Below are 17,763 nucleotides of genomic sequence, written 5' to 3' on the forward strand. Positions count from 1 at the left end.
AGGGGCGCGCGCGGCCGCCGCCATCCGGCGCGGGGAGCGGGCGGCTACTCCCCGCGGAGTAGCCCGCGGCCCCGGCCCGGGTCCCCGGCGCGCACCAGCCCGGACTCGTAGGCCAGCACGACCAGCTGGGCCCGGTCGCGGGCGCCGAGCTTGGTCAGCACGCGGCTGACGTGCGTCTTGGCCGTCAGCGGCGACATCAGCAGCCGGGCGCCGATCTCCTCGTTGGACAGGCCCTCGGCGACCAGCGCCATCACCTCCCGCTCGCGGGCGGTCAGCGGTGCCAGCACGCGGGCGCCATCCGCCAGCGGGCCGCGCAGCCGGGTGTACTCCTCGATCACCCGCCGCGTCACGGACGGCGCCAGCAGGCTGTGCCCGGCCGCGACCGTGCGGATGGCCTGCCGCAGCTCCTCCGGCTCGGCGTCCTTCAACAGGAACCCGGCCGCCCCAGCGCGCAGCGACTCGAAGACGTACTCGTCCGACTCGTACGTCGTCAGCACCAGCACCCGCACGCCCGCCAGCGCCGGGTCGGCGGCGATGCGGCGGGTGGCCGCAAGCCCGTCCGTGCCGGGCATGCGGATGTCCATGAGCACCACGTCGGGCCGCGTGGTGCGGGCCGCCGCCACCGCCCGGTCGCCGTCGGCGGCCTCCGCGACGACGACCAGATCGTCCGTCAGGTCCAGCAGCGCGCGGAAACCGGCCCGCACCACCGTCTGGTCGTCGGCCAGCACCACGCGCACGCGCCCGCCGGTCTCCCGCGGGCCGCCGGGCCCGCCGCTTCGCGTCGCGGTCATGGCACCGAGGGTAGAGGCGCCAGCGGCAGCTCGGCGCGGACCCGGAAGCCGCCGCCCGGTTCCGGGCCGCACGCCAGGGTGCCGCCCACAGCGGCGGCGCGTTCACGCATGCCGATCAGGCCGAAGCCGCCCCCGTCACCGGCCGGCGGAGCACCGGCGGCGCGGGCGGGACCGCCGTCCACCACCTCGGCGACCAGCGTCCCGTCCGCCTCCGCCAGCGACACCACGGCCTCGCGCGCCCGCGAGTGCTTCACCACGTTGGTCAGCGCCTCCTGCACGATCCGGTACGCCGCCAGGCCCGTGCCGGGCGGCACCCGCGCGGGGTCCGGCAGCGGGCCGGCCAGGGTGACGCGCAGCCGCTCGCCGCCGGCGCGGGCGACCAGGCCCGGCAGCTGCGCCAGCCCCGGCGCCGGGCCGCCGGCGCCGGGCGCCCCGCCGCCGGGGACGTCCCGCAGCACCTCCAGGGTGGCGCGCAGCTCCCGCACCGCCTCCCGGCCCGACGCCCGCACCTGCCGCATCGCGTCCCGTGCCAGGTCCGGCCGCCGCTCCATCGCCTCCAGCGCCACCCCTGCCTGCACGGTCATGGCCGAGACGGTGTGCGCGATGATGTCGTGCAGCTCACGCGCGATCCGCATGCGCTCCGCCCGCACCCGGCGCTCCGCCTCGCGCTCGCGCTCCCGCTCGGCGCGCAGCGCCCGTTCCGCGTACGAGGCGGTCAGCTCCCGCCGCCCGCGCACCACCTCGCCCAGCAGCAGCGGCACCAGCGGCCAGATCATCTCCAGCACCGGCGAGGGGAACGGCCGCCCCTCCTCCTGCCCGGAGAGCACGGCCACCACGCCCGACGCCGCCGCCGCGACGGCGCCGGTGACCAGGGTGCGCCGCCGCTCACCGGAGACGGCGACGCCGTACAGCGCCACCATCACCGGCAGGTTCAGCAGCTCGCCGATGTGCCCGTACAGCGTCCAGGCGGCGATTCCCGCGCCCGTCACGACGGCGGCGGCCAGCGGCAGGCGGCGCCAGGCCAGCAGCCCGGCGAGCGACCCGGCGAAGACGAGCCAGCTGAACCAGTCGTCGTCCCGGGAACCCGTCATGCTGCTCGCCAGGTCGGCCGCGGTCAGGCAGCCCACGGCCGCGACGAGGACGGCGTCCGCGATAGTTCTCACGTCCCGGACGGTACGGCCACCGGGGCGCAGCCGCGTACGACTGACGGAGTACTGGACCGAAGAAGCCCGCAAGGAGCACCCCATGGCCTGGACACTCACCGACGACCTCGACGCCTTCCTCGCCGCGGCGGGCGGCTTCCTGCGGGCCCGGCCCGCCGCGCACACGCTGCCGCTGACGATCACCGAGTCGCTGCGCGCCAGCGGCCCCGGCCTCTACGGCGGCGCCCCGCCGCGCTACGGCTGGTGGACCGAGGACGGCGAGGCCGGCGGCGCGTTCGTGCAGACGCCGCCGCACCCGATCGTGCTCACCGGGCTGCCGGGCCGGGCGCTGCCGGCGCTGGCCGAGGCGCTCGACGGCGGCGCATACGCCGTGCCGGGCGTCAACGCGCCCGCGGACACGGCCGAGGCGTTCGCCGGGGCGTGGCGCGAGCGGCGCGGCGGCGGCCTGCGGGCGCGCGTGGCGATGCGGGAGCGGCTGTACCGGCTGACCACGCTGGCCTGGCCCGACCCGATGCCCCCGGGCGCGGCCCGGGTGGCCGGCGAGGCGGACCGGCCGCTGCTGACCGACTGGTACCGGGCGTTCGGCGAGGAGACGGGCGCGGCGGCGGTCCCGCCCGGCCAGGCGGTGACCGCGCGGCTCGGCTACGGCGGGCTGACGCTGTGGGAGGCGGACGGCACGCCGGTGGCCATGGCGGGCGTCAGCCGGGCGGTGGCGGGCATGGTCCGCGTCGGCCCCGTCTACACGCCGCCCGCGCTGCGCGGCCGCGGCTACGGCGGCGCCGTGACCGCCGCCGTCAGCGGCGCGGCGCGGGAGCGCGGGCTGGCCGAGGTGCTGCTCTTCACCGACCTGGCCAACCCCACCAGCAACGGCCTGTACCAGCGCCTCGGCTACGAACCGGCCGGTGACTACGCGGTCTGGGCCTTCAGCTCCGGCGCCTGACGCCCGCGCCCGCGCCGGCCGGAGCGGAGCCGGTCAGCGGGCGAAGGACCGCCCGAAGCCGGTGCCGGACCAGTACAGGTCGTCCGGGTCGTCGCTGCCGGCGGTGGGCGCGCCCAGCGCGGCCGGCCCGAACGCGGTGGCGTCCGGCCCGGCTGACGGCCCGTCCGCCGTGCCGCCGATGACGGTCACCGCGCCGGAGAGGCTGCCGTCGACGGTCTGGCGGGGCGCGCCCACGGCGAGTTCGGGATGCCCGTCGCCGGTCATGTCACCCAGCCACACCGCGCTGCCGAAGCGGTCGGTCGCCTCGGGCTCGCCGGGCACGCCGGCGGCGCCCTGCGCGAAGGTGAGGGCGCCGTCGCCCGTCAGCCCGTCCTCGCCGCCGAACAGCACGACGGCGGCGCCCGCGCCGGGCGCGCCCGCGTCTTCGCCGGGGACCCCGGCGGCCAGGTCGGCGTAGCCGTCGCCGTTGACGTCGCCCGCCGCGAGGGCGGCGCCGAACTCGTCGGCGGTCGCGTCGCCGTCCGTCACGCCCGTGCTGTCCTGGGTGAGCGGCGTGCCCGCGCCGCGCAGGCCCTGCGGGGAGCCGCGCAGCACCCGGATCTCGCCGGGGTCGTTCGGGCTGTCCTCGGAGACCTGGCCGACGTCGCGGACGGCGAGGTCGCCGCAGCCGTCGCCGTCGAAGTCCGCGATGACGCCGTTGCGGGAGTACGTCTCCACGGTGACGTACTCCTTGGTCAGCCCGTCCTCGCCGCTGACGTAGAGGCGGGCGTACTCCTGCATCTCCTCGAACGCCTGGCTGGTGACGAGGTCGTCGCGGCCGTCGCCCGTGACGTCGCCGATGATCATCTGGTCCGGCACGCTGGCCTCGCCGAAGCTCATCGCGCCCAGGCTGACCGTGCGGCGGGCCTCGCCGTCGCGGCCGAGCGGCCCGTACGCGATGGTCAGGCCGGAGCCGGCGTCGTGGCTGCCGAAGAGCAGGTCGGCCTGGCCGTCGCCGTCGAAGTCGCCGCCCCCCAGGCCGTAGCCGCCGGGCAGCACCGGGCCGGCGGTCAGCCCCTCGGCCGAGCCCCAGAACACGGCGGTGCGGGGGGAGTTCGACGGCTCGTGGTCCATCGTCACGGCCAGGTCCGTGACACCGTCCCCGTCGAGATCGCGGGCCACCACGTCCTCTCCGAAGGTCGTGGCGTGGGACAACTCCTCCGGCACGTCCTCGGCATCGCGGCTGAGCACCTGGGCGCGGCCGGTGTCCGGGCCGTCCGGCGAGCCGTAGACGACCGAGACGGCCCCCGCCCGTTTCGCGGAGCCGACGGCGCTGAGCATGGCGGGCAGCGCCAGGTCGGCGTGGCCGTCGCCGTTGAAGTCGGGCGGGCCCGGTGCGTTCCGCTCCGCCTGGCCCGAGTCGTGGCAGGCGCCGGGCCCCGCCTCGGCCGCACCCTCGTCCGGCGGCGGCGCGGTCTCCGAGCCGCAGGCCGCCAGCGGCGCGGCGAGCAGCACCGCCACCAGGACGCCCCGGGTGCGCTTCATCTTCCTCACTCCCCCTTCGCCCCGCTCCGGACCGGAAGCGGGGCGGCTGGCACGTTCGACGAAGGCCCTAGCATCGCACTGCGTGACCGGAATGGCTCAACTCCCATGCGGGAAATGACCGTTTCGGGTACCGGCGCGTCGCTGACCCCGAGCGACGGGCGCGGCGCGGCCCGCCGGTCGGGTGGTTTCCGGTTGACCCGGGCGGCCCTGGGTAACTAGCTGTGTTGTCCGGCCACCGGCCCGTGCCCCGGAGGGATGTGCCCATGCCCGTCAGCCCGCCCGCATCCAAGAGCGCCGATGTCATCGTGGTCGGAGCCGGTCCCGCCGGATCGGCCGCCGCCTACCACCTCGCCCGGCACGGCCGTGACGTCCTGCTGCTGGAGAAGGCCGAGTTCCCGCGCGAGAAGGTCTGCGGCGACGGCCTCACGCCCCGGGCGGTCCGCCAGCTGATGCGCATGGGTGTGGACACCGACGGCCCCGGCTGGCACCGCAACCGGGGCGTGCGCTTCTTCTCGCACGGCACCACCGTCGAGATCGACTGGCGCGAGAACACCCGCTTCCCCGGCTACGGGCTGACCCGCTCCCGCCACGACTTCGACGAGATCCTCGCCCAGCGCGCCGTCAAGGCCGGGGCCCGGCTGCACACGTCCACCCGGGTCACCGAGCCCGTCACCGACCGCACCGGCCGGGTCCGCGGCGTGCGGGCCACGGTGAACGGGACGACCACGGCGTTCGAGGCGCCGCTGGTCATCGCCGCCGACGGCGTCTCCGCGCGGCTCGCGCTCGCCCTCGGCGTGGACCGGCTGCCGGAACGCCCCATGGCCACCGCCATCCGCCGCTACCACCGCTGCGAGGCGCGCCACGACGAGCCGTACCTCGACATCTGGACCGACCTCGCCGCCCGCCCCGGCGGCCCGCTCATCCCCGGCTACGGCTGGATCTTTCCCATGGGCGACGGGCGGGTCAACGTCGGCCTCGGCCTGGTCCACGGCGACGGACCCGGCCAGGCCGACACCCGGCGGCTGCTGGACGAATGGCTGGCGCGCACCCCGCCCGACTGGGGGCTGAAGGACCCCGGCTCCATCGACGGGCCGGTGCGCGGCGCCGCCCTCCCCATGGGCTTCAGCCGGCTGCCCCACTACACCCGCGGCATGCTGCTCGCCGGGGACTCCGGCGGCATGGTCAGCCCGTGGAGCGGCGAGGGCATCGCCTACGCCATGGAGGCGGGCGAGCTGGCCGCCGACATCGCGGCGTCCGCCCTGGCCCGCCCGGCCGGGCCGTGGCGCGAACGCGTCCTCCAGCGCTACCCGCAGGAGGTGCACCGCCGCCACGGCAGCTACTACCGGCTCGGCACCGTGTGGGCGGCGCTCCAGCAGAAGCCCGCGTTCACGTCGTTCCTCAGCAAGCACGTCGTCACGTCGCCCACCGCCATGCGCTACCTGACGCGGCTGCTGGTGAACGTCACGGACGACGGCGGCCACCGCGACGTCGCCGACCGGGTCGTCAACGCCCTGGTGCGTGCTGTGCCCGCGCCCCGGCCCCGCCGCCGTCCGCGCCGCCGGTGACCGCCCCGGCGGGGGTCAGACGCGGGTGAGCCGGACGACCGGGATGTCGCGCGTGGTCTTCCGCTGGTACTCGTCCCACGCCGGGCACAGCTCGATCAGCGCCGGCCATACCCGGGCCTTCTCCTCGGGCGGCAGCGTCCGGGCCCGTGCCGGGAACCGCTCGGTGCCTACCCGCAGCCGCACCTCCGGGTTGTCACGGACGTTCAGGTACCACTGCGGGTGGCGGGGCGAGCCGGCGCAGGAGGCCACGATCAGGTAGTCGTCGCCGTCCCGCCCGTAGTTCAGCACCGTCCGGCGCCAGATGCCGGAGCGGCGTCCGACGTAGTCCAGCAGCAGGCAGGGCACCCCGTTGGTCACCGTTCCCCGGGTGCCGCCCGACTCCTCGTACTCGCGGGCCTGCCTGGCCACCCAGTCCCACGGGCTGAGCCGTACCTCCGCGTCCTCATTCATGACGGCAGGCTACGCCCGCCCGGCGGCGCCAGCAGCGGTGTTCCGGCCAGCTAGAGCACGCCCCGCGGCGGCGGAGCGCGTCGTCGGCCGGGGCGTCAGACGCGGGTGAGCCGGATGACCGGGATGTCGCGCGCCGTCTTCTGCTGGTAGCCGGCGTACTGCGGGAACAGCTCCACCAGCCCCGGCCATACCCGGGCCTTCTCCTCGGGCGGCAGCGTCCGGGCCCGTGCCGGGAACCGCTCGGTGCCTACCCGCAGCCGCACCTGGGGGTTCTCACGGATGCTCAGGTACCACAGCGGGTGGCGGGGCGAGCCGCCGTTGGACGCCACGATCAGGTAGTCGTCGCCGTCCCGCCCGTAGATCAGCACCGTCCGGTGCCAGGCGCCGGAGCGGCGTCCGACGTAGTCCAGCAGCAGGCAGGGCACCCCGTTGGTCACCGTTCCCCGGGTGCCGCCCGATTCCTCGTACTCGCGGGCCTGTCTGGCCACCCAGTCCGCCGGGCTGAGCCGTACCTCCGCGTCCTCGCTCATGACGGCAGGCCACGCCCGCGCCGGGCGGCCCGTCGCCTGCGGCACGAGGCAGGGTGAGGCGCCGCCAGCCGCCCCCGCACGGGAGCTGGCTGGCGGCGCCGTCGCCGTGTACCTCGGCGCGCTTCCGGAGCGCTGCGCCGCTCCGCGCCGCGGCGTGGGCAGTGAGGGACACGCGGCGCGGCCCGGCGGCTGGCTCAGAAGTTCTTCGAGGACACGGACCAGGGGGCCTGGGAGGCCAGGCCGGACGGGTCGAGGATGTAGTCCCGCGCCGTCTGGTTGCCGTTGAGCACCATGTCGAGGAACGAGACGACCACCGTCATGCCCTCGGTCATCTGGTAGCCGGTGATGAAGCCCACGTGCCCGGCGTCGGGCTGGGTGCCCAGCACCGCGGGCACGCTGACCAGCTCGTAGTTGGCCTGGGAGTTCTCGTAGGCGATGTCGGAGGGGCCGCCGTCGAGGAACATGACCGGGGCGTGCAGCCGCTGGAGCTCGTCACGGGAGTAGCCGTAGGAGCCGTCGGCGAACAGGCCGCTGTTCAGCGCGACCGTGGCGGAGACCCGGTCGTCCTGCGCGGCGATCAGCGCCTCCAGGCCGCCGCACGAGTGGCCCGCGGTGGCCACCTTCGACAGGTCGAGCTGCTGGTACAGCGGCGAGTCGGCGCGGTTCTGCTCCTGCTCGGCCCACGTGATGGCGTCGGTCAGCAGGGACGGGATGGGCTGGCCGCTGGGCACGCCGTTGTCGGAGCCGTCGGCGGAGCCGGTGTCCACCACGACGATGCCCTTGGACGCGAGGAAGGTCAGCGCCTGCGTCACCTCGCTGTTGTCGGTGTGGGCGCAGGCGCCGTTGCCGAAGGCCAGCACGGGCATGGGCTCGCCCACGGCCGCCGGGTCGGAGGGGCGGAAGACGGTGAAGCGGTTGTCGCCGTAGGCGCCCTCCCTGGTGACGGGGAAGTCGTTGTCCACAAGGGGGGGATCGTCCTGCGCCGGTGCGGGCGACGCGGCGGACGCGGACGACGGCGCGCTGGCGATGGCGGCTGCCACGGCGAGCAGCAGGGCGACGAGCGCCACCGCTGACCGCCGGGCGGCGGTGGTAATGCTGGACATGTAGGTCACTTCCTTGGCGCATGCCTGCCCCCGCCCGGCGCGCGGGCGGGCGGGAGCACGCGGCTCTGGCATGTAACTGACAACCTTGGCGGCGGCCTCCGGGAAGGGTGGTGGGGGAGGGGAGGCCGCACGGGCCCGGCGTGTTCGGGATAGCGAACGTCGGCCGGGCTGCCAGACGCAAGGGTAGGCGGCGACGGACCGGCGTGGCTAGACCGCCTGGGAGCGGACGAGCGTGCTGACCGGAACCCAGCCCTCGCGCCCGGTGGCGGCGCGGCACCACAGCCAGCCGCTGGCGAGATCCTCCTCGACGACCTCCAGCTCCTCCCCGGCCTCGGTGGGCAGCTCGGTCGTGTCGTACGCCGCCACGACCCTCGCCGTGCCGTCGCCGTGCAGCGACAGGTGCCGGGCGGGCACCCGGCCGCTGCCCTCCGGTGTGAGGACGAAGACCAGTTCCGGCCACGTCTCGTCGCGTTCGCCGACCGTGACCACATCGCCGGTCTCCACCCGCAGCGGCGCCCGCTCCGGTATCCGATGCCCCACCCGCGCCGTCACTCGTCTCATGCCGTCCAGCCTGCCACCCGGCACTGACAGCCGGCCGCCGCCCCCGCCGTGCCGAGCGGGGCCGCCAGGCGCCCGGAAGGGGGCGCCGCGGTGGCGCGATCCCGCCGCGTGATCCGCTGCGCGCACCCGTACCCGTGCCGTCTGCGCCCGTCTCCGCCCATACTCGGGCACATGGCAGAGAAACGGAAAAGACGCCGAAGACTCGCCGTTCCCGCGGCGGGACTCGTCGTCTCGGTGCCCATCGCCGTCTGGGGGCTGATCGGCCAGCGGAACGCCCCGGGCGTGGCACCGGCCAAGCTGGACTACCTGATCGAACCGTGGCACCTGGCGCGGAGCACGACACTGCTGCTCGGCGGCGGCGCGGCGGCACTGGCCGTGGCCTGCGCCGGGGTGCTGCTGGCCGCGACCCGCGCCGGGCGGCTGCCGCGCGCCTGGTGGCAGGTGCTGCTGCCGCTGGTAATCGCGGGCGCCCTGACCGGAGCCGGGTGGCGGGTGGTCACCGCCGGAACCATCGGCGCCCACCTCGGCGCCGCCGCCGTCGCCATCCTCGGCGTCCCGCTCGTCGTGGCGCTGCTGCTGTGGTCGGTGACCCGCGCCGTGCACCTGACCGCCGCCGACCGCCGCGCGGAGCGGACCTCCTTTCGCACCTGAAGCACTGGGCGTGCCCGCCCGCCCGCCGCGACCGCGCCGGCCGGCCACGGCGGGTGACGGTCACGGCCCGGGCGTCAGGCCGGCTCCGCACCGGACCCAGTCAGATGAGGCCGCCGTTGGCGCGGACCACCTGGCCGTTGACCCAGTGACCGGCCGGCGACACCAGAAAACCGACGACCTCGGCGATGTCCTCCGGCGTGCCCAGCCGCTCCAGCGGCGCGGCCTTGGCGAGCCGCGCGATGGTCTCCGCGTCCTTGTCCGCCAGGAACAGGTCGGTCGCCGTCGGCCCCGGGGCGACGGTGTTGACCGTGATGTTCCTTCCGCGCAGCTCGCGCGCCAGGACCGGCGTCAGCGTCTCGACCGCGCCCTTGCTGGCGGCGTACGCGCCGTACGCCGGGAACGCCAGCCCCACCTGGGAGGTGGAGAAGGTCACCAGCGACCCGCCCTCGCGCAGCCGCCGCGCGGCCTGCTGAGCGACGACGAACGTGCCGCGGATGTTGGTGCGGTGCAGGTCGTCGAGGTCGTGCAGGTCGAGGCCGGCGATGGGAGACAGCCGCATCCGGCCGGCCGCGTGGACGACGGCGTCGACGCCGCCGAACTCCCGCTCCGCCGCGTCGAAGAGCGCGGCGACCCGGCTCTCGTCGGCGACGTCGGCCCGGCAGGCGAGGGCGCGCCCGCCGGCGGCGGTGACCTCCTTGACCACGCTCTCCGCCAGCTCCTGGCGGTCCGCGTAACCGGCGACCACGGCGAAGCCCTGGGCGGCCAGGCGGTGCACGATGCTGCGGCCGATGCCGCGCGAACCGCCGGTGACGATGGCGACCCGGGACCGCTCGGGGGTGTGCTCAGACATGGGAAGACTCCCGTGGATGAGGGGGATTGGTGAGGAACACCTCCACCCTCAGGGCAGGCCCAGCGGTCTGCCAGGGAGCCGTGGAACCTGGGGTTGGCGTCCCCTGGCTGGCGGGGGCCGGTACCGGCACGATAGAAGACGTGAACCTTCCCGAACTCGCCGCATTCCTCAGGTCCCGGCGCGACCGCGTCCGGCCCGGCGACGTCGGTCTGCCCCATGGCCCCCGGCGCCGCGTACCCGGGCTGCGGCGTGAGGAAGTAGCGCAGCTGGCCGGGCTGTCGGCCGACTACTACACGGAACTCGAGCGCGGCAACGGCGCCCAGCCCTCCGAGCAGACGCTCGCCGCCCTGGCCCGCGCGCTGCGCCTCAGCACGGACGAACGCGACCACCTGTTCCTGCTCGCTGACCGGCGCGTCCCCGCCTCCCCCAGCGCCAGCCCGCACCCCCACCCCGCGCTGCTGGGCCTGCTGGACCGGCTCACGACGACGCCCGCGCAGATCATCACCGACCTGCACGAGCCGCTGGCGCAGAACGAGCTGGCGGCGGCGCTCCTCGGGCGCCAGCCCGTCGGGCGGGGCGTCGAAACCAGCTTCGTGTACCGGTGGTTCACCGATCCCGCCACCCGCTCCCTCCATCCCCCCGAGGACCACGAGCACCACTCCCGCGTCTTCGTCGCCGACCTGCGGGCCGCCGCCGCCCGCCGCAGCCGCGACGCCGACGTCATCCGGCTCGTGGGGACGCTGCGGCGGCGCAGCGAGGAGTTCACGCGGCTGTGGGACACCCGCGACGTCGCGCTGCGCCGCAGCGACCGCAAGCGCATCGTGCATCCCTCGCTCGGGGTCATCGAGACGGAATGCCACCGCGTGTCCAACGAGGACGGCACCCAGCGGCTGCTGTGGTTCACGGCCCCGCCCGGCACCGAGGGGGCCGCGCAGCTGGAGCTGCTGTCCGTCATCGGCACGCAGGACATCGCCCCCCGCGCCTGAACTGCCCGGCGCCCAGGACACCTTGGTCCCGCCGTCGCCCGGGACGGCGGGACCAAGGGCATCCGGAGGCAGGGCGGGCCCGTCAGCTGCTGACGGCGCAGCCGGTGAACGTGCCGTTCAGGTAGGAAGGCCAGAGAATCGAGCGGCGGGTCTCCGGACCGTAGACGCCGTCAGGCGTGGCGCCGCTCCGCGCCTGGGCCGCCGCGAGTGCCTCCCGGGTGATCGGGCCGAACTCGCCGTCGGTGCGGAGGTTCTGGTTGTTGCACAGCAGCAGCGCCGTCTGGAGCGCGGTGACCGCGGGGCCGGAGGCGCCCTCGGACATGATGCAGTCCGTGCTGCCGGAAGCCCGGTTGACCGGCAGGCTGATGCTGTGGCCGTAGGACGTGTGGACGACCGACTTCGTGCCGTCGCACCACCCGGCGGCGTGGGCGGGTGCGGCGGTAGTGAGGCTGGCGAGGCCGAGGCCCCCCAGCATCGCGGCCGAAGCGGTGAGCGTGGCGATGAACCGGCGCATGTGGGTTCCCCTTCGTCGAGGCACGTCCCGGTGCCTAGCGGGAGCCGTCACCTTTCGTGACGTCGGCCGCAATCGTCGCCAGCGCCGCTTTCCCGGCGCTGTCACCGCCCCCGTGCGCCTGGCGCGCCGGCAGCCGGCGATGGCGGCCACCGCCGCGCAGACCGCGAGGACCCGACGCAGGCGGGCACGGCGGTCGGAGCGGAAGAAGTCCACAGCGCCTCCAGCGGAAACGGTGTCCTGCGCGGGGTGCCGCCGCGGGCATGACACGGCGGCGGCAACGACCGGAAACGGCGAGGGCAGTGGGGCGGGCGCACGGAAGAACGCCCCCGCGCGCGGACTCCCCCCGGCGTGGCGGGACGCGGGACGCTGCCCGCTTCTTCTCCTGGGACCCCTCCCGGGCCACCGCTCTCACAATGAGCCCCCCAGCGGTGTCTCGCACGGGAAGGGGAGTTCCGTGGAGCCGATACCTCCGACGCACGACCGTCCGGATCCACCGGAGTTAATGGAGCCACGGCCGTGCGACCCGCTGGCCGCCGCGCTCGGCAACGCCTCGCTGCTGAGCGTGGGGTACGCGCTGCTGGGACGCTGGCGCGTGGCCGTCGGCAGCCTCTGCCTGACGGTCGTGCTGGTGTTGCTGGTGGTGGCGGCCCCCCAGGCCGCCTGGCTGCGGATCGTGGTGCTGATCTGGTGGGTGGCGGTCACGGTCCACGGCTGGCGGCTGGCCCGCCGTGGCCGCCGGCCCGGGGCGACGGCGGCGGGAGCGGCGCGGGGGCGGGGGCGGCTGGTCCAGCGGGCCGTCGCCCTCGCCGCCGTCGCTCTGGTGCTGGTGCCGCTCATCGCCCTGCGCGCCGACGCCGCGCGGATCGAGCGGGAGGCCGCCGAGGCCCACCGCACGGCTGACTGTAAGCGGGCGCTGTCCCTGCTGGACGAGCTGGGGCTGGGCCACGAGGTGGCCGATCCCCGCCTGGTCAGGCGCGCGGAGACCAGCGCCGAGGCGTGCGAGCTGCTGCGCGAGGCGCAGCGGCAGTACGAGCGCACTCCGCTGACGGCCGCCTCGACGCTGGAGGAGTACGAGGCGCACCCCGGGGCGCTGTGGGACGGGGCGCCCGGCCAGCGGGCCGACCTGGTCCTCGCCGAGGCCGCCGAGGACCTCGACAAGGCGCTGTGGGGAGACGAGGACGACCTGGCCACCGCCTTCGATCATCTCGCCGCGGTACTGGCGGAGTTCCCCCGCCGGGAGAGCGACGTCGAGGCGGTCCTGGACGCGTTCCTCGACGCCCTGCCCACCGACGACCCCTGCGACACCAAGACGCTGACCGACTGGCTCGCCGAACGCCCCGCCAGCGGCGACGTGCTGGACCGCGCCGCCGATGTGGTGCCGCGCGTCGCCCCGGCGGCGATCGTCGGCTGCGGCGACCAGGCCATGGCGCGCGAGGCGTGGGAGACGGCGCAGGACCGGTACCAGGAGCTGCTCGACGAGTACCCCGAGCACGATCTCGCCAGCGAGGCCCGCGCGGGCATCGAGCGCGCCCAGTCGGCCATCGAACTCGACCGGCTGCGTGACCTGTTGCTTCCCCCGTCCCGGGGCGAGCAGCCGCCGTACTGCGACGCCCCGGAGCCCTACCGCGGCGCCGACCCGTACCGGAGCGGCGGGTCGCTCCAGGCGGCGCACTTCGGTCACATGGAGCACAAGCGGCACCTGCCGGACGCGTGGCTGACGACCGACCCCGCCGAGGTGGACCTGGTCATCTGCGTCGGCGAGCTGGAGTACGGGTACGCCGTCGAGACGTGCACCTACGAGTCGCCGATCTTGCCGTTCGGCCAGGAGGTGACCTTCCACAACCGCGAGTTCCCCATCCGGGTCTACGAGGTGCGGACCGGGGAGCTGGTGCGGGACGGCAGCATCCAGATCGGCGGTGCCAGCTGCCCCAACGTCCTCCGCTACGAGTACTACGGCGTGGACACCGGCCCGCCGCCGGACGAGTACGTCGACCCCTCCCCGGCTGACGTGCGTGCCGCGTACGAGCCGCTGTTCCGCCCCTGATGGCTTCCGGCGGCGGGCGGCGGACGGTAAGGTCCGCCCAGACCAGCACGGACCGTGCCCGCCGCCGCTACCCGTTCCGGCGGGCCGCCGCACCGGGGACGGTCCGTTGCCGCACATCGCAGCGTGAAGCGTCCACACGGGGGAAAACCCGGCGGAGGAGGGGGGCCACCGCAGCCATGACCGACATCCGCAGCGCCAACCCGGACGAGTTGGACGCGCTCGCCGACCTACTCCGCACCCCCGGCGACGGCGGGGCCTACGGCGAGCTCACCGACATCCTCAACCGCGCCCGCGAACTGAGCGCCTCATCCGAACTCGCGGGCCTCGTCCCGTTACTGAGCTGGCTGGCGGACACCGCCGACCAGCTGCGCGACAAGGCGGCCCTGCTGCGCGGCGACACGCCGACGCCGGACTGGGGATCGGGCCCGCCCACCGCGGAAGACCTCGAGCGGTTCCAGAACCAGGCCAACGCCGACCCCAGCAGCCCGTTCGAGACCGTCGGCCAGGCGAACCTCGACCGGATCCTGAAACTCGCCCAGCAGGAGGAGCTGAGCGAAGCAGAGATGGAGGAGATGCGCAGCCTCCTGGGGGCCTTCTCCTCCGATCCCCAGTTCGCCGCCGCGCTCGTCGACGACCTGGGGATGGCGGAGTTCCTGGCCCTGTCCCGGCGGGTCGAGGCCAGCGGGGACAGCGAGGAGGCGCGGGAGCTGCGCGAGGAGCTGGCCCGGGTGCTGACCGCCTCCTTCTGGCTGCCGGGCGACATCAGGCCCGGCACGGAGGAGTACGAGCAGTGGACCGAGAACACCCCGCAGGGGCAGGCGTTCGCGGAGCGCCTGGCGGCCTTCCAGCTGGCCAGCGAGGAGGACCTGGCGGAGGCGGCGGAACTCGTCGAGGGGCTGATCGGCAACGCCAGTGACCTGTCGCAGCAGGAACTCTTCATGCTCAACGAGTTCCTGTCCAGCAACAGCCAGGCCTCGGGCGGGGACTTCAACCGCGCCCTGATGGACGCCATCGGGGTGGAAGGGCTGGTCACCCTCGCCGAACGCCTCCCCGAACTCGCGTACGGCGGCGGGGATCCCGCGCTGAGCGAGGGCTACGCCGACCTGCAAACCAACATCGCCAACGCCCTGGCCAGCGCCACCACCGTCCCCCATCCGAGCGATCCCTGGTACCACCACTGGGCCGTCACGTCGCAGGCGCAGTGGTACGAGGAGTTCATGGCCGAGTTCGACGAGGTCGGCCGGTCGGAGTTCGTGGTCAGCTTCAGCGCCGAAACCGACCCGCGCGGCATCGAGAACGTGCGCGGCTACCAGATGCTCCTCAACCTGATGGAGGAGGGCAGCGGATACTCCGCCGGCTTCCTCACCGATGTCGCGGAGAACATCCGGGAAGCCGAGGGCGACGGCACCTACTTCTGGCCGCTGGGCCCGGTGGACGCCACCGAGATCGAGTACGGGACCGCAGACCAGCGCTTCGCCCGCGACCCGATGAACAGCGTCCTGGGCATCATGGGCCAGCACCCGGACGCGGCCACCGCCTACCTGAGTGACCCGGCCAATCTCGACTACCTCATCGAACGCGACTGGCTGCCCGCCTTCGGCTCCACCCACCACGACCCGCAGTGGGACTACAGCGGTTTCGGCGACGCCCTGGAGGCCGCGACGACGGGACGCCGGGCGGGCAGCAACGACGAGTACGCCCGGACCCCCGAGGGCGAAGCCCTCATGCGCGAGGTCGTCGAGCGCTTCTCCGCCGACAACGGCGCTCTCATCGCCGACGACGGCCCGTTCACCGACATCCGGCCGCAACTGGGGCGCATGTCCGCGGCCTACATCGCGGAAATGCAGTACGCGGTGAGCCGCCGCGGCCTCATGTTCCAGGGAGACGACGCTCCCGCTCTGCTCCGGGACCTGCCCGTCGACTACTTCCTCGCGCAGGTGGGACGCGACCCGGATGCCTACGCCGCCATCACCGGCGCCAACCAGGCCTATACGGCTCTTGCCATCGACATGGCCGTGAACGGGGTCACCGCGGAAGAGCCGCCGATGGCGAACCGCGTGAATGATGCCGTCGGCCCCGGCGCAACGATCGCGGGCATCATGAGCAGCGCACGTGCCGCCTCGATCCGGGACGGTGTGGTCGAGTCCGATGAGGAGTTCAACAGCAGGCTGGGCGTCGCGGAGGACATCGCCGGACTCGTTCTCGATGAGGCCACCGGCAAGATTCCGGTAGTCGGCGGGATCGTCGGCTGGGGGGCCGGTGAGCTCAGCGAGAGCCTGTTCAACACGCTGGAACGCGATAACTCCCAGCAGGCGTATGAGGAAGGGGACCGGATGTGGCAGAGCGGGAGAGATGCCTATAGCGATTTCGTGCTCGACGCGCTCGAAAGGGCGGTGGGTGACCGTGAGGATGTGTCGGCTACCAGTCTTTACAACGGAGCGGTCGGTGAGATCGACGACAAGTACGACCAGGAGCTGCACTGGGATGGTGAATAGGCCATGGGGCCCAGCCATGGGGCCCAAGCACATCAGGTTGCGCTCGCATGGTGTCCTAGTGCTGCTCGCGGGCGTCTTGGCGGCGGGCTGCGGTGGTGATGGCTCCGCCGAGCGGGAGTACGCCGTGCCGGACACCCTGTGCGGGCTTCAGCTTCCGCAGCGGCTGTACGATCCGCTGTTTCCGCCGGGATCGGGCAGCCCGGACAGCAGCGATCTGTCGCGGTATTTCCCCTATCTGGATACCAACGAGAGCTGTTCGGTCAGCGTGGAGGGCGAGGACGTCATCCTCGTCCAGACCTGGGCGGCGGAGAGCTTCGCTGACTTCCTTCAGCGGCCCGGTCCCGAAGACCTGGCGGGCGAGTACGACCTGGCCGACGGGGAGCCGGTGGACGGCCCGTACGACGCCATGGTCTGGCCGGGGCTGGCGCTGGCGGGCACGCCGTGCGAGCCGGGGGACGCGGTGGCGATCGGCTCGTTCACGATCGCGGTCGAGGCCGCGTACCCCGAGGACGACGAGGAGTCGGTGCGGGTGCTGACGGAGCTGATCCAGCCGTTGATGGCGGCGGCGCTGGAGCAGTCCGTCTGCACGCCCGGCGAGAATCCGCGCTCGGAGTTCCGGCAGCCAAGGGACGCGGGCTGAGAGGGGACGGCAAGACGGTGAGGCCACGCAGCAGCTCGTGGGCGCGCCAGGGAGGATGGTGCCGAGGAATCTCTTCGATCCGCTCTTCCCGCCCGGCTCGGATCTGGAGATCGATGGCTTCCCCGACATGTCCGGGCTCGCCGTAGACCGTTGTCACATCAGCGTGGACGGCGAGAGGTCATCCTCGTTGACCTCGATGCCAGTGGGAACTTCGAACGTTACATCGACGGCGTGGACCGCCACTACGACTACGCGATCGAGGACGGCACGCCCGTTCCCGGCGAGTTCGAGGCGATGGCACGGCCCGGCTTCGTTCTAGCGGGTACGCCCTGCCAGCCTGGGGGCATCAACCACGCTTTCAACGTTGGTGTCCGTGCCGCATTTCCTGCCGATGATAAGGAGTCGGTCCAGGTGCTCTCTGAGCTGATCCAGCCCTTGATGCGTGAGGTCGTCGACCACTCGTACTGCACGCCAGGGCAAAACCCGTTCTCGGAACTTACCTACCGATAAATCCGGGCCGGGAATAGCTGCCCACCGTCTGCTGCCCGGGTTCGACATTATTGCGGGTGGGTGATATTGCCTCGGATTCGATCTTGCAGCGACTGTTGTGGTGGCATCGTTGTTGGCAGCAATGCTGAAGAATATCATAGGGACGCGATGCTTCATTTGTGTGCAACATGCGCCTAGTTTCCGAGAAGAAGAGTTCGTCGATGCGGGCTACAGTTTGACAAACCCGAAATGGTAAAAATCTGCATCGTAAAGTGGTAATGCACGCTCTCAGGTCAGCCGGGTTCTGGATCATCTCTTAACGCGGCGAGGTTGTGGCGGGTGGCCAGGGTGTGGGGGTGGTCGGGGCCCAGCACGCGCAGCTGGTCTGTCAGCAGTTGTTCGTATGCGGTTGCGGCGCCGGCTGCGTCCCCTGCCTCGCCCCGCCAGTAGGCGAGCTGGTGGCGTGC

Annotated in this window: 17 protein-coding genes; 8 read left to right on the forward strand and 9 right to left on the reverse strand. The window is 73.7% G+C overall.

Annotation, left to right across the window (positions count from 1 at the left end; genetic code table 11):
• Nucleotides 1–44: 44 nt before the first annotated feature.
• Together JK356_RS16640 and JK356_RS16645 are read right to left on the reverse strand one after the other, a co-directional pair.
• On the reverse strand, nucleotides 45–791 hold the full coding sequence (locus JK356_RS16640) for a response regulator transcription factor (RefSeq protein WP_201868905.1): 747 nt from the start codon (nucleotides 789–791) through the stop codon (nucleotides 45–47).
• Complete coding sequence (locus JK356_RS16645; RefSeq protein ID WP_307815669.1) at nucleotides 788–1,954, reverse strand: histidine kinase; 1,167 nt, start codon at nucleotides 1,952–1,954, stop codon at nucleotides 788–790. Before JK356_RS16645 ends, JK356_RS16640 begins: the two co-directional genes overlap by 4 nt.
• Before the next feature lie 82 nt (nucleotides 1,955–2,036).
• Here JK356_RS16645 and JK356_RS16650 point away from each other — a divergent pair, with 82 nt between their 5' ends.
• Complete coding sequence (locus JK356_RS16650; RefSeq protein ID WP_201868907.1) at nucleotides 2,037–2,894, forward strand: GNAT family N-acetyltransferase; 858 nt, start codon at nucleotides 2,037–2,039, stop codon at nucleotides 2,892–2,894.
• Between the two features lie 33 nt (nucleotides 2,895–2,927).
• Here the strand turns inward: JK356_RS16650 and JK356_RS16655 are convergent, their stop codons facing one another.
• Entirely contained in the window at nucleotides 2,928–4,418 is a 1,491-nt protein-coding gene (locus tag JK356_RS16655) for an FG-GAP repeat protein (protein ID WP_201868909.1), read from the reverse strand.
• 263 nt (nucleotides 4,419–4,681) lie between these two features.
• Here JK356_RS16655 and JK356_RS16660 point away from each other — a divergent pair, with 263 nt between their 5' ends.
• Complete coding sequence (locus tag JK356_RS16660; RefSeq protein WP_201868910.1) at nucleotides 4,682–5,983, forward strand: geranylgeranyl reductase family protein; 1,302 nt, start codon at nucleotides 4,682–4,684, stop codon at nucleotides 5,981–5,983.
• Nucleotides 5,984–5,998: 15 nt separating this feature from the next.
• Here the strand turns inward: JK356_RS16660 and JK356_RS16665 are convergent, their stop codons facing one another.
• From JK356_RS16665 to JK356_RS16680, 4 genes are all read right to left on the reverse strand, one after another.
• The gene (locus tag JK356_RS16665) at nucleotides 5,999–6,433 is read right to left on the reverse strand and encodes a nitroreductase family deazaflavin-dependent oxidoreductase (RefSeq protein WP_201868911.1); all 435 of its coding nucleotides are present in this window, start codon (nucleotides 6,431–6,433) and stop codon (nucleotides 5,999–6,001) included.
• A gap of 95 nt (nucleotides 6,434–6,528) precedes the next feature.
• The gene (locus JK356_RS16670; RefSeq protein WP_201868912.1) at nucleotides 6,529–6,963 is read right to left on the reverse strand and encodes a nitroreductase family deazaflavin-dependent oxidoreductase; all 435 of its coding nucleotides are present in this window, start codon (nucleotides 6,961–6,963) and stop codon (nucleotides 6,529–6,531) included.
• Between the two features lie 194 nt (nucleotides 6,964–7,157).
• Nucleotides 7,158–8,066, reverse strand: coding sequence for a hypothetical protein (locus JK356_RS16675; RefSeq protein ID WP_201868913.1), 909 nt, complete (start codon nucleotides 8,064–8,066; stop codon nucleotides 7,158–7,160).
• Nucleotides 8,067–8,273: 207 nt separating this feature from the next.
• Nucleotides 8,274–8,627 carry an SH3 domain-containing protein gene (locus JK356_RS16680; protein WP_201868920.1) on the reverse strand — a complete coding sequence of 118 codons (354 nt, stop codon included), beginning with the start codon at nucleotides 8,625–8,627 and terminating at the stop codon, nucleotides 8,274–8,276.
• Between the two features lie 171 nt (nucleotides 8,628–8,798).
• Here JK356_RS16680 and JK356_RS16685 point away from each other — a divergent pair, with 171 nt between their 5' ends.
• Complete coding sequence (locus JK356_RS16685; protein ID WP_201868922.1) at nucleotides 8,799–9,278, forward strand: hypothetical protein; 480 nt, start codon at nucleotides 8,799–8,801, stop codon at nucleotides 9,276–9,278.
• 100 nt (nucleotides 9,279–9,378) lie between these two features.
• Here the strand turns inward: JK356_RS16685 and JK356_RS16690 are convergent, their stop codons facing one another.
• A complete protein-coding gene (locus JK356_RS16690; protein WP_201868924.1) occupies nucleotides 9,379–10,128 on the reverse strand; it encodes an SDR family oxidoreductase in 750 nt (249 codons plus the stop codon).
• A gap of 140 nt (nucleotides 10,129–10,268) precedes the next feature.
• On the opposite strand from JK356_RS16690, the gene JK356_RS16695 reads away from it, so the two are divergent.
• On the forward strand, nucleotides 10,269–11,114 hold the full coding sequence (locus tag JK356_RS16695; RefSeq protein ID WP_201868925.1) for a helix-turn-helix transcriptional regulator: 846 nt from the start codon (nucleotides 10,269–10,271) through the stop codon (nucleotides 11,112–11,114).
• Nucleotides 11,115–11,196: 82 nt separating this feature from the next.
• Here JK356_RS16695 and JK356_RS16700 read toward each other — a convergent pair whose 3' ends face one another.
• Nucleotides 11,197–11,628 (reverse strand): peptidoglycan-binding protein, encoded by a 432-nt coding sequence (locus tag JK356_RS16700; protein WP_201868926.1) that lies wholly within the window; start codon nucleotides 11,626–11,628, stop codon nucleotides 11,197–11,199.
• Between the two features lie 502 nt (nucleotides 11,629–12,130).
• Here JK356_RS16700 and JK356_RS16705 point away from each other — a divergent pair.
• From JK356_RS16705 to JK356_RS16720, 4 genes are all read left to right on the forward strand, one after another.
• Entirely contained in the window at nucleotides 12,131–13,672 is a 1,542-nt protein-coding gene (locus tag JK356_RS16705; RefSeq protein WP_201868927.1) for a hypothetical protein, read from the forward strand.
• Between the two features lie 176 nt (nucleotides 13,673–13,848).
• Nucleotides 13,849–16,167, forward strand: a complete 2,319-nt coding sequence (locus JK356_RS16710; protein WP_201868928.1) for a DUF6571 family protein — start codon at nucleotides 13,849–13,851, stop codon at nucleotides 16,165–16,167.
• 58 nt (nucleotides 16,168–16,225) lie between these two features.
• Complete coding sequence (locus JK356_RS16715; protein ID WP_201868929.1) at nucleotides 16,226–16,807, forward strand: hypothetical protein; 582 nt, start codon at nucleotides 16,226–16,228, stop codon at nucleotides 16,805–16,807.
• A gap of 231 nt (nucleotides 16,808–17,038) precedes the next feature.
• On the forward strand, nucleotides 17,039–17,317 hold the full coding sequence (locus JK356_RS16720) for a hypothetical protein (RefSeq protein WP_201868931.1): 279 nt from the start codon (nucleotides 17,039–17,041) through the stop codon (nucleotides 17,315–17,317).
• The last annotated feature ends 446 nt before the right edge of the window (nucleotides 17,318–17,763 follow it).

Origin of the sequence: Streptomyces sp. 7-21 (assembly GCF_016741785.1) — a bacterium.
Lineage (GTDB): Bacteria > Actinomycetota > Actinomycetes > Streptomycetales > Streptomycetaceae > Streptomyces.

Coding starts and splice junctions, on each gene's coding strand:
- JK356_RS16640 (WP_201868905.1), bottom strand. CDS start 791: ATGACCGCGACGCGAAGCGGCGGGCCCGGCGGCCCGCGGGAGACCGGC.
- JK356_RS16650 (WP_201868907.1), top strand. CDS start 2,037: ATGGCCTGGACACTCACCGACGACCTCGACGCCTTCCTCGCCGCGGCG.
- JK356_RS16655 (WP_201868909.1), bottom strand. CDS start 4,418: ATGAAGCGCACCCGGGGCGTCCTGGTGGCGGTGCTGCTCGCCGCGCCG.
- JK356_RS16660 (WP_201868910.1), top strand. CDS start 4,682: ATGCCCGTCAGCCCGCCCGCATCCAAGAGCGCCGATGTCATCGTGGTC.
- JK356_RS16665 (WP_201868911.1), bottom strand. CDS start 6,433: ATGAATGAGGACGCGGAGGTACGGCTCAGCCCGTGGGACTGGGTGGCC.
- JK356_RS16670 (WP_201868912.1), bottom strand. CDS start 6,963: ATGAGCGAGGACGCGGAGGTACGGCTCAGCCCGGCGGACTGGGTGGCC.
- JK356_RS16675 (WP_201868913.1), bottom strand. CDS start 8,066: ATGTCCAGCATTACCACCGCCGCCCGGCGGTCAGCGGTGGCGCTCGTC.
- JK356_RS16680 (WP_201868920.1), bottom strand. CDS start 8,627: ATGAGACGAGTGACGGCGCGGGTGGGGCATCGGATACCGGAGCGGGCG.
- JK356_RS16685 (WP_201868922.1), top strand. CDS start 8,799: ATGGCAGAGAAACGGAAAAGACGCCGAAGACTCGCCGTTCCCGCGGCG.
- JK356_RS16690 (WP_201868924.1), bottom strand. CDS start 10,128: ATGTCTGAGCACACCCCCGAGCGGTCCCGGGTCGCCATCGTCACCGGC.
- JK356_RS16700 (WP_201868926.1), bottom strand. CDS start 11,628: ATGCGCCGGTTCATCGCCACGCTCACCGCTTCGGCCGCGATGCTGGGG.
- JK356_RS16705 (WP_201868927.1), top strand. CDS start 12,131: ATGGAGCCACGGCCGTGCGACCCGCTGGCCGCCGCGCTCGGCAACGCC.
- JK356_RS16710 (WP_201868928.1), top strand. CDS start 13,849: ATGACCGACATCCGCAGCGCCAACCCGGACGAGTTGGACGCGCTCGCC.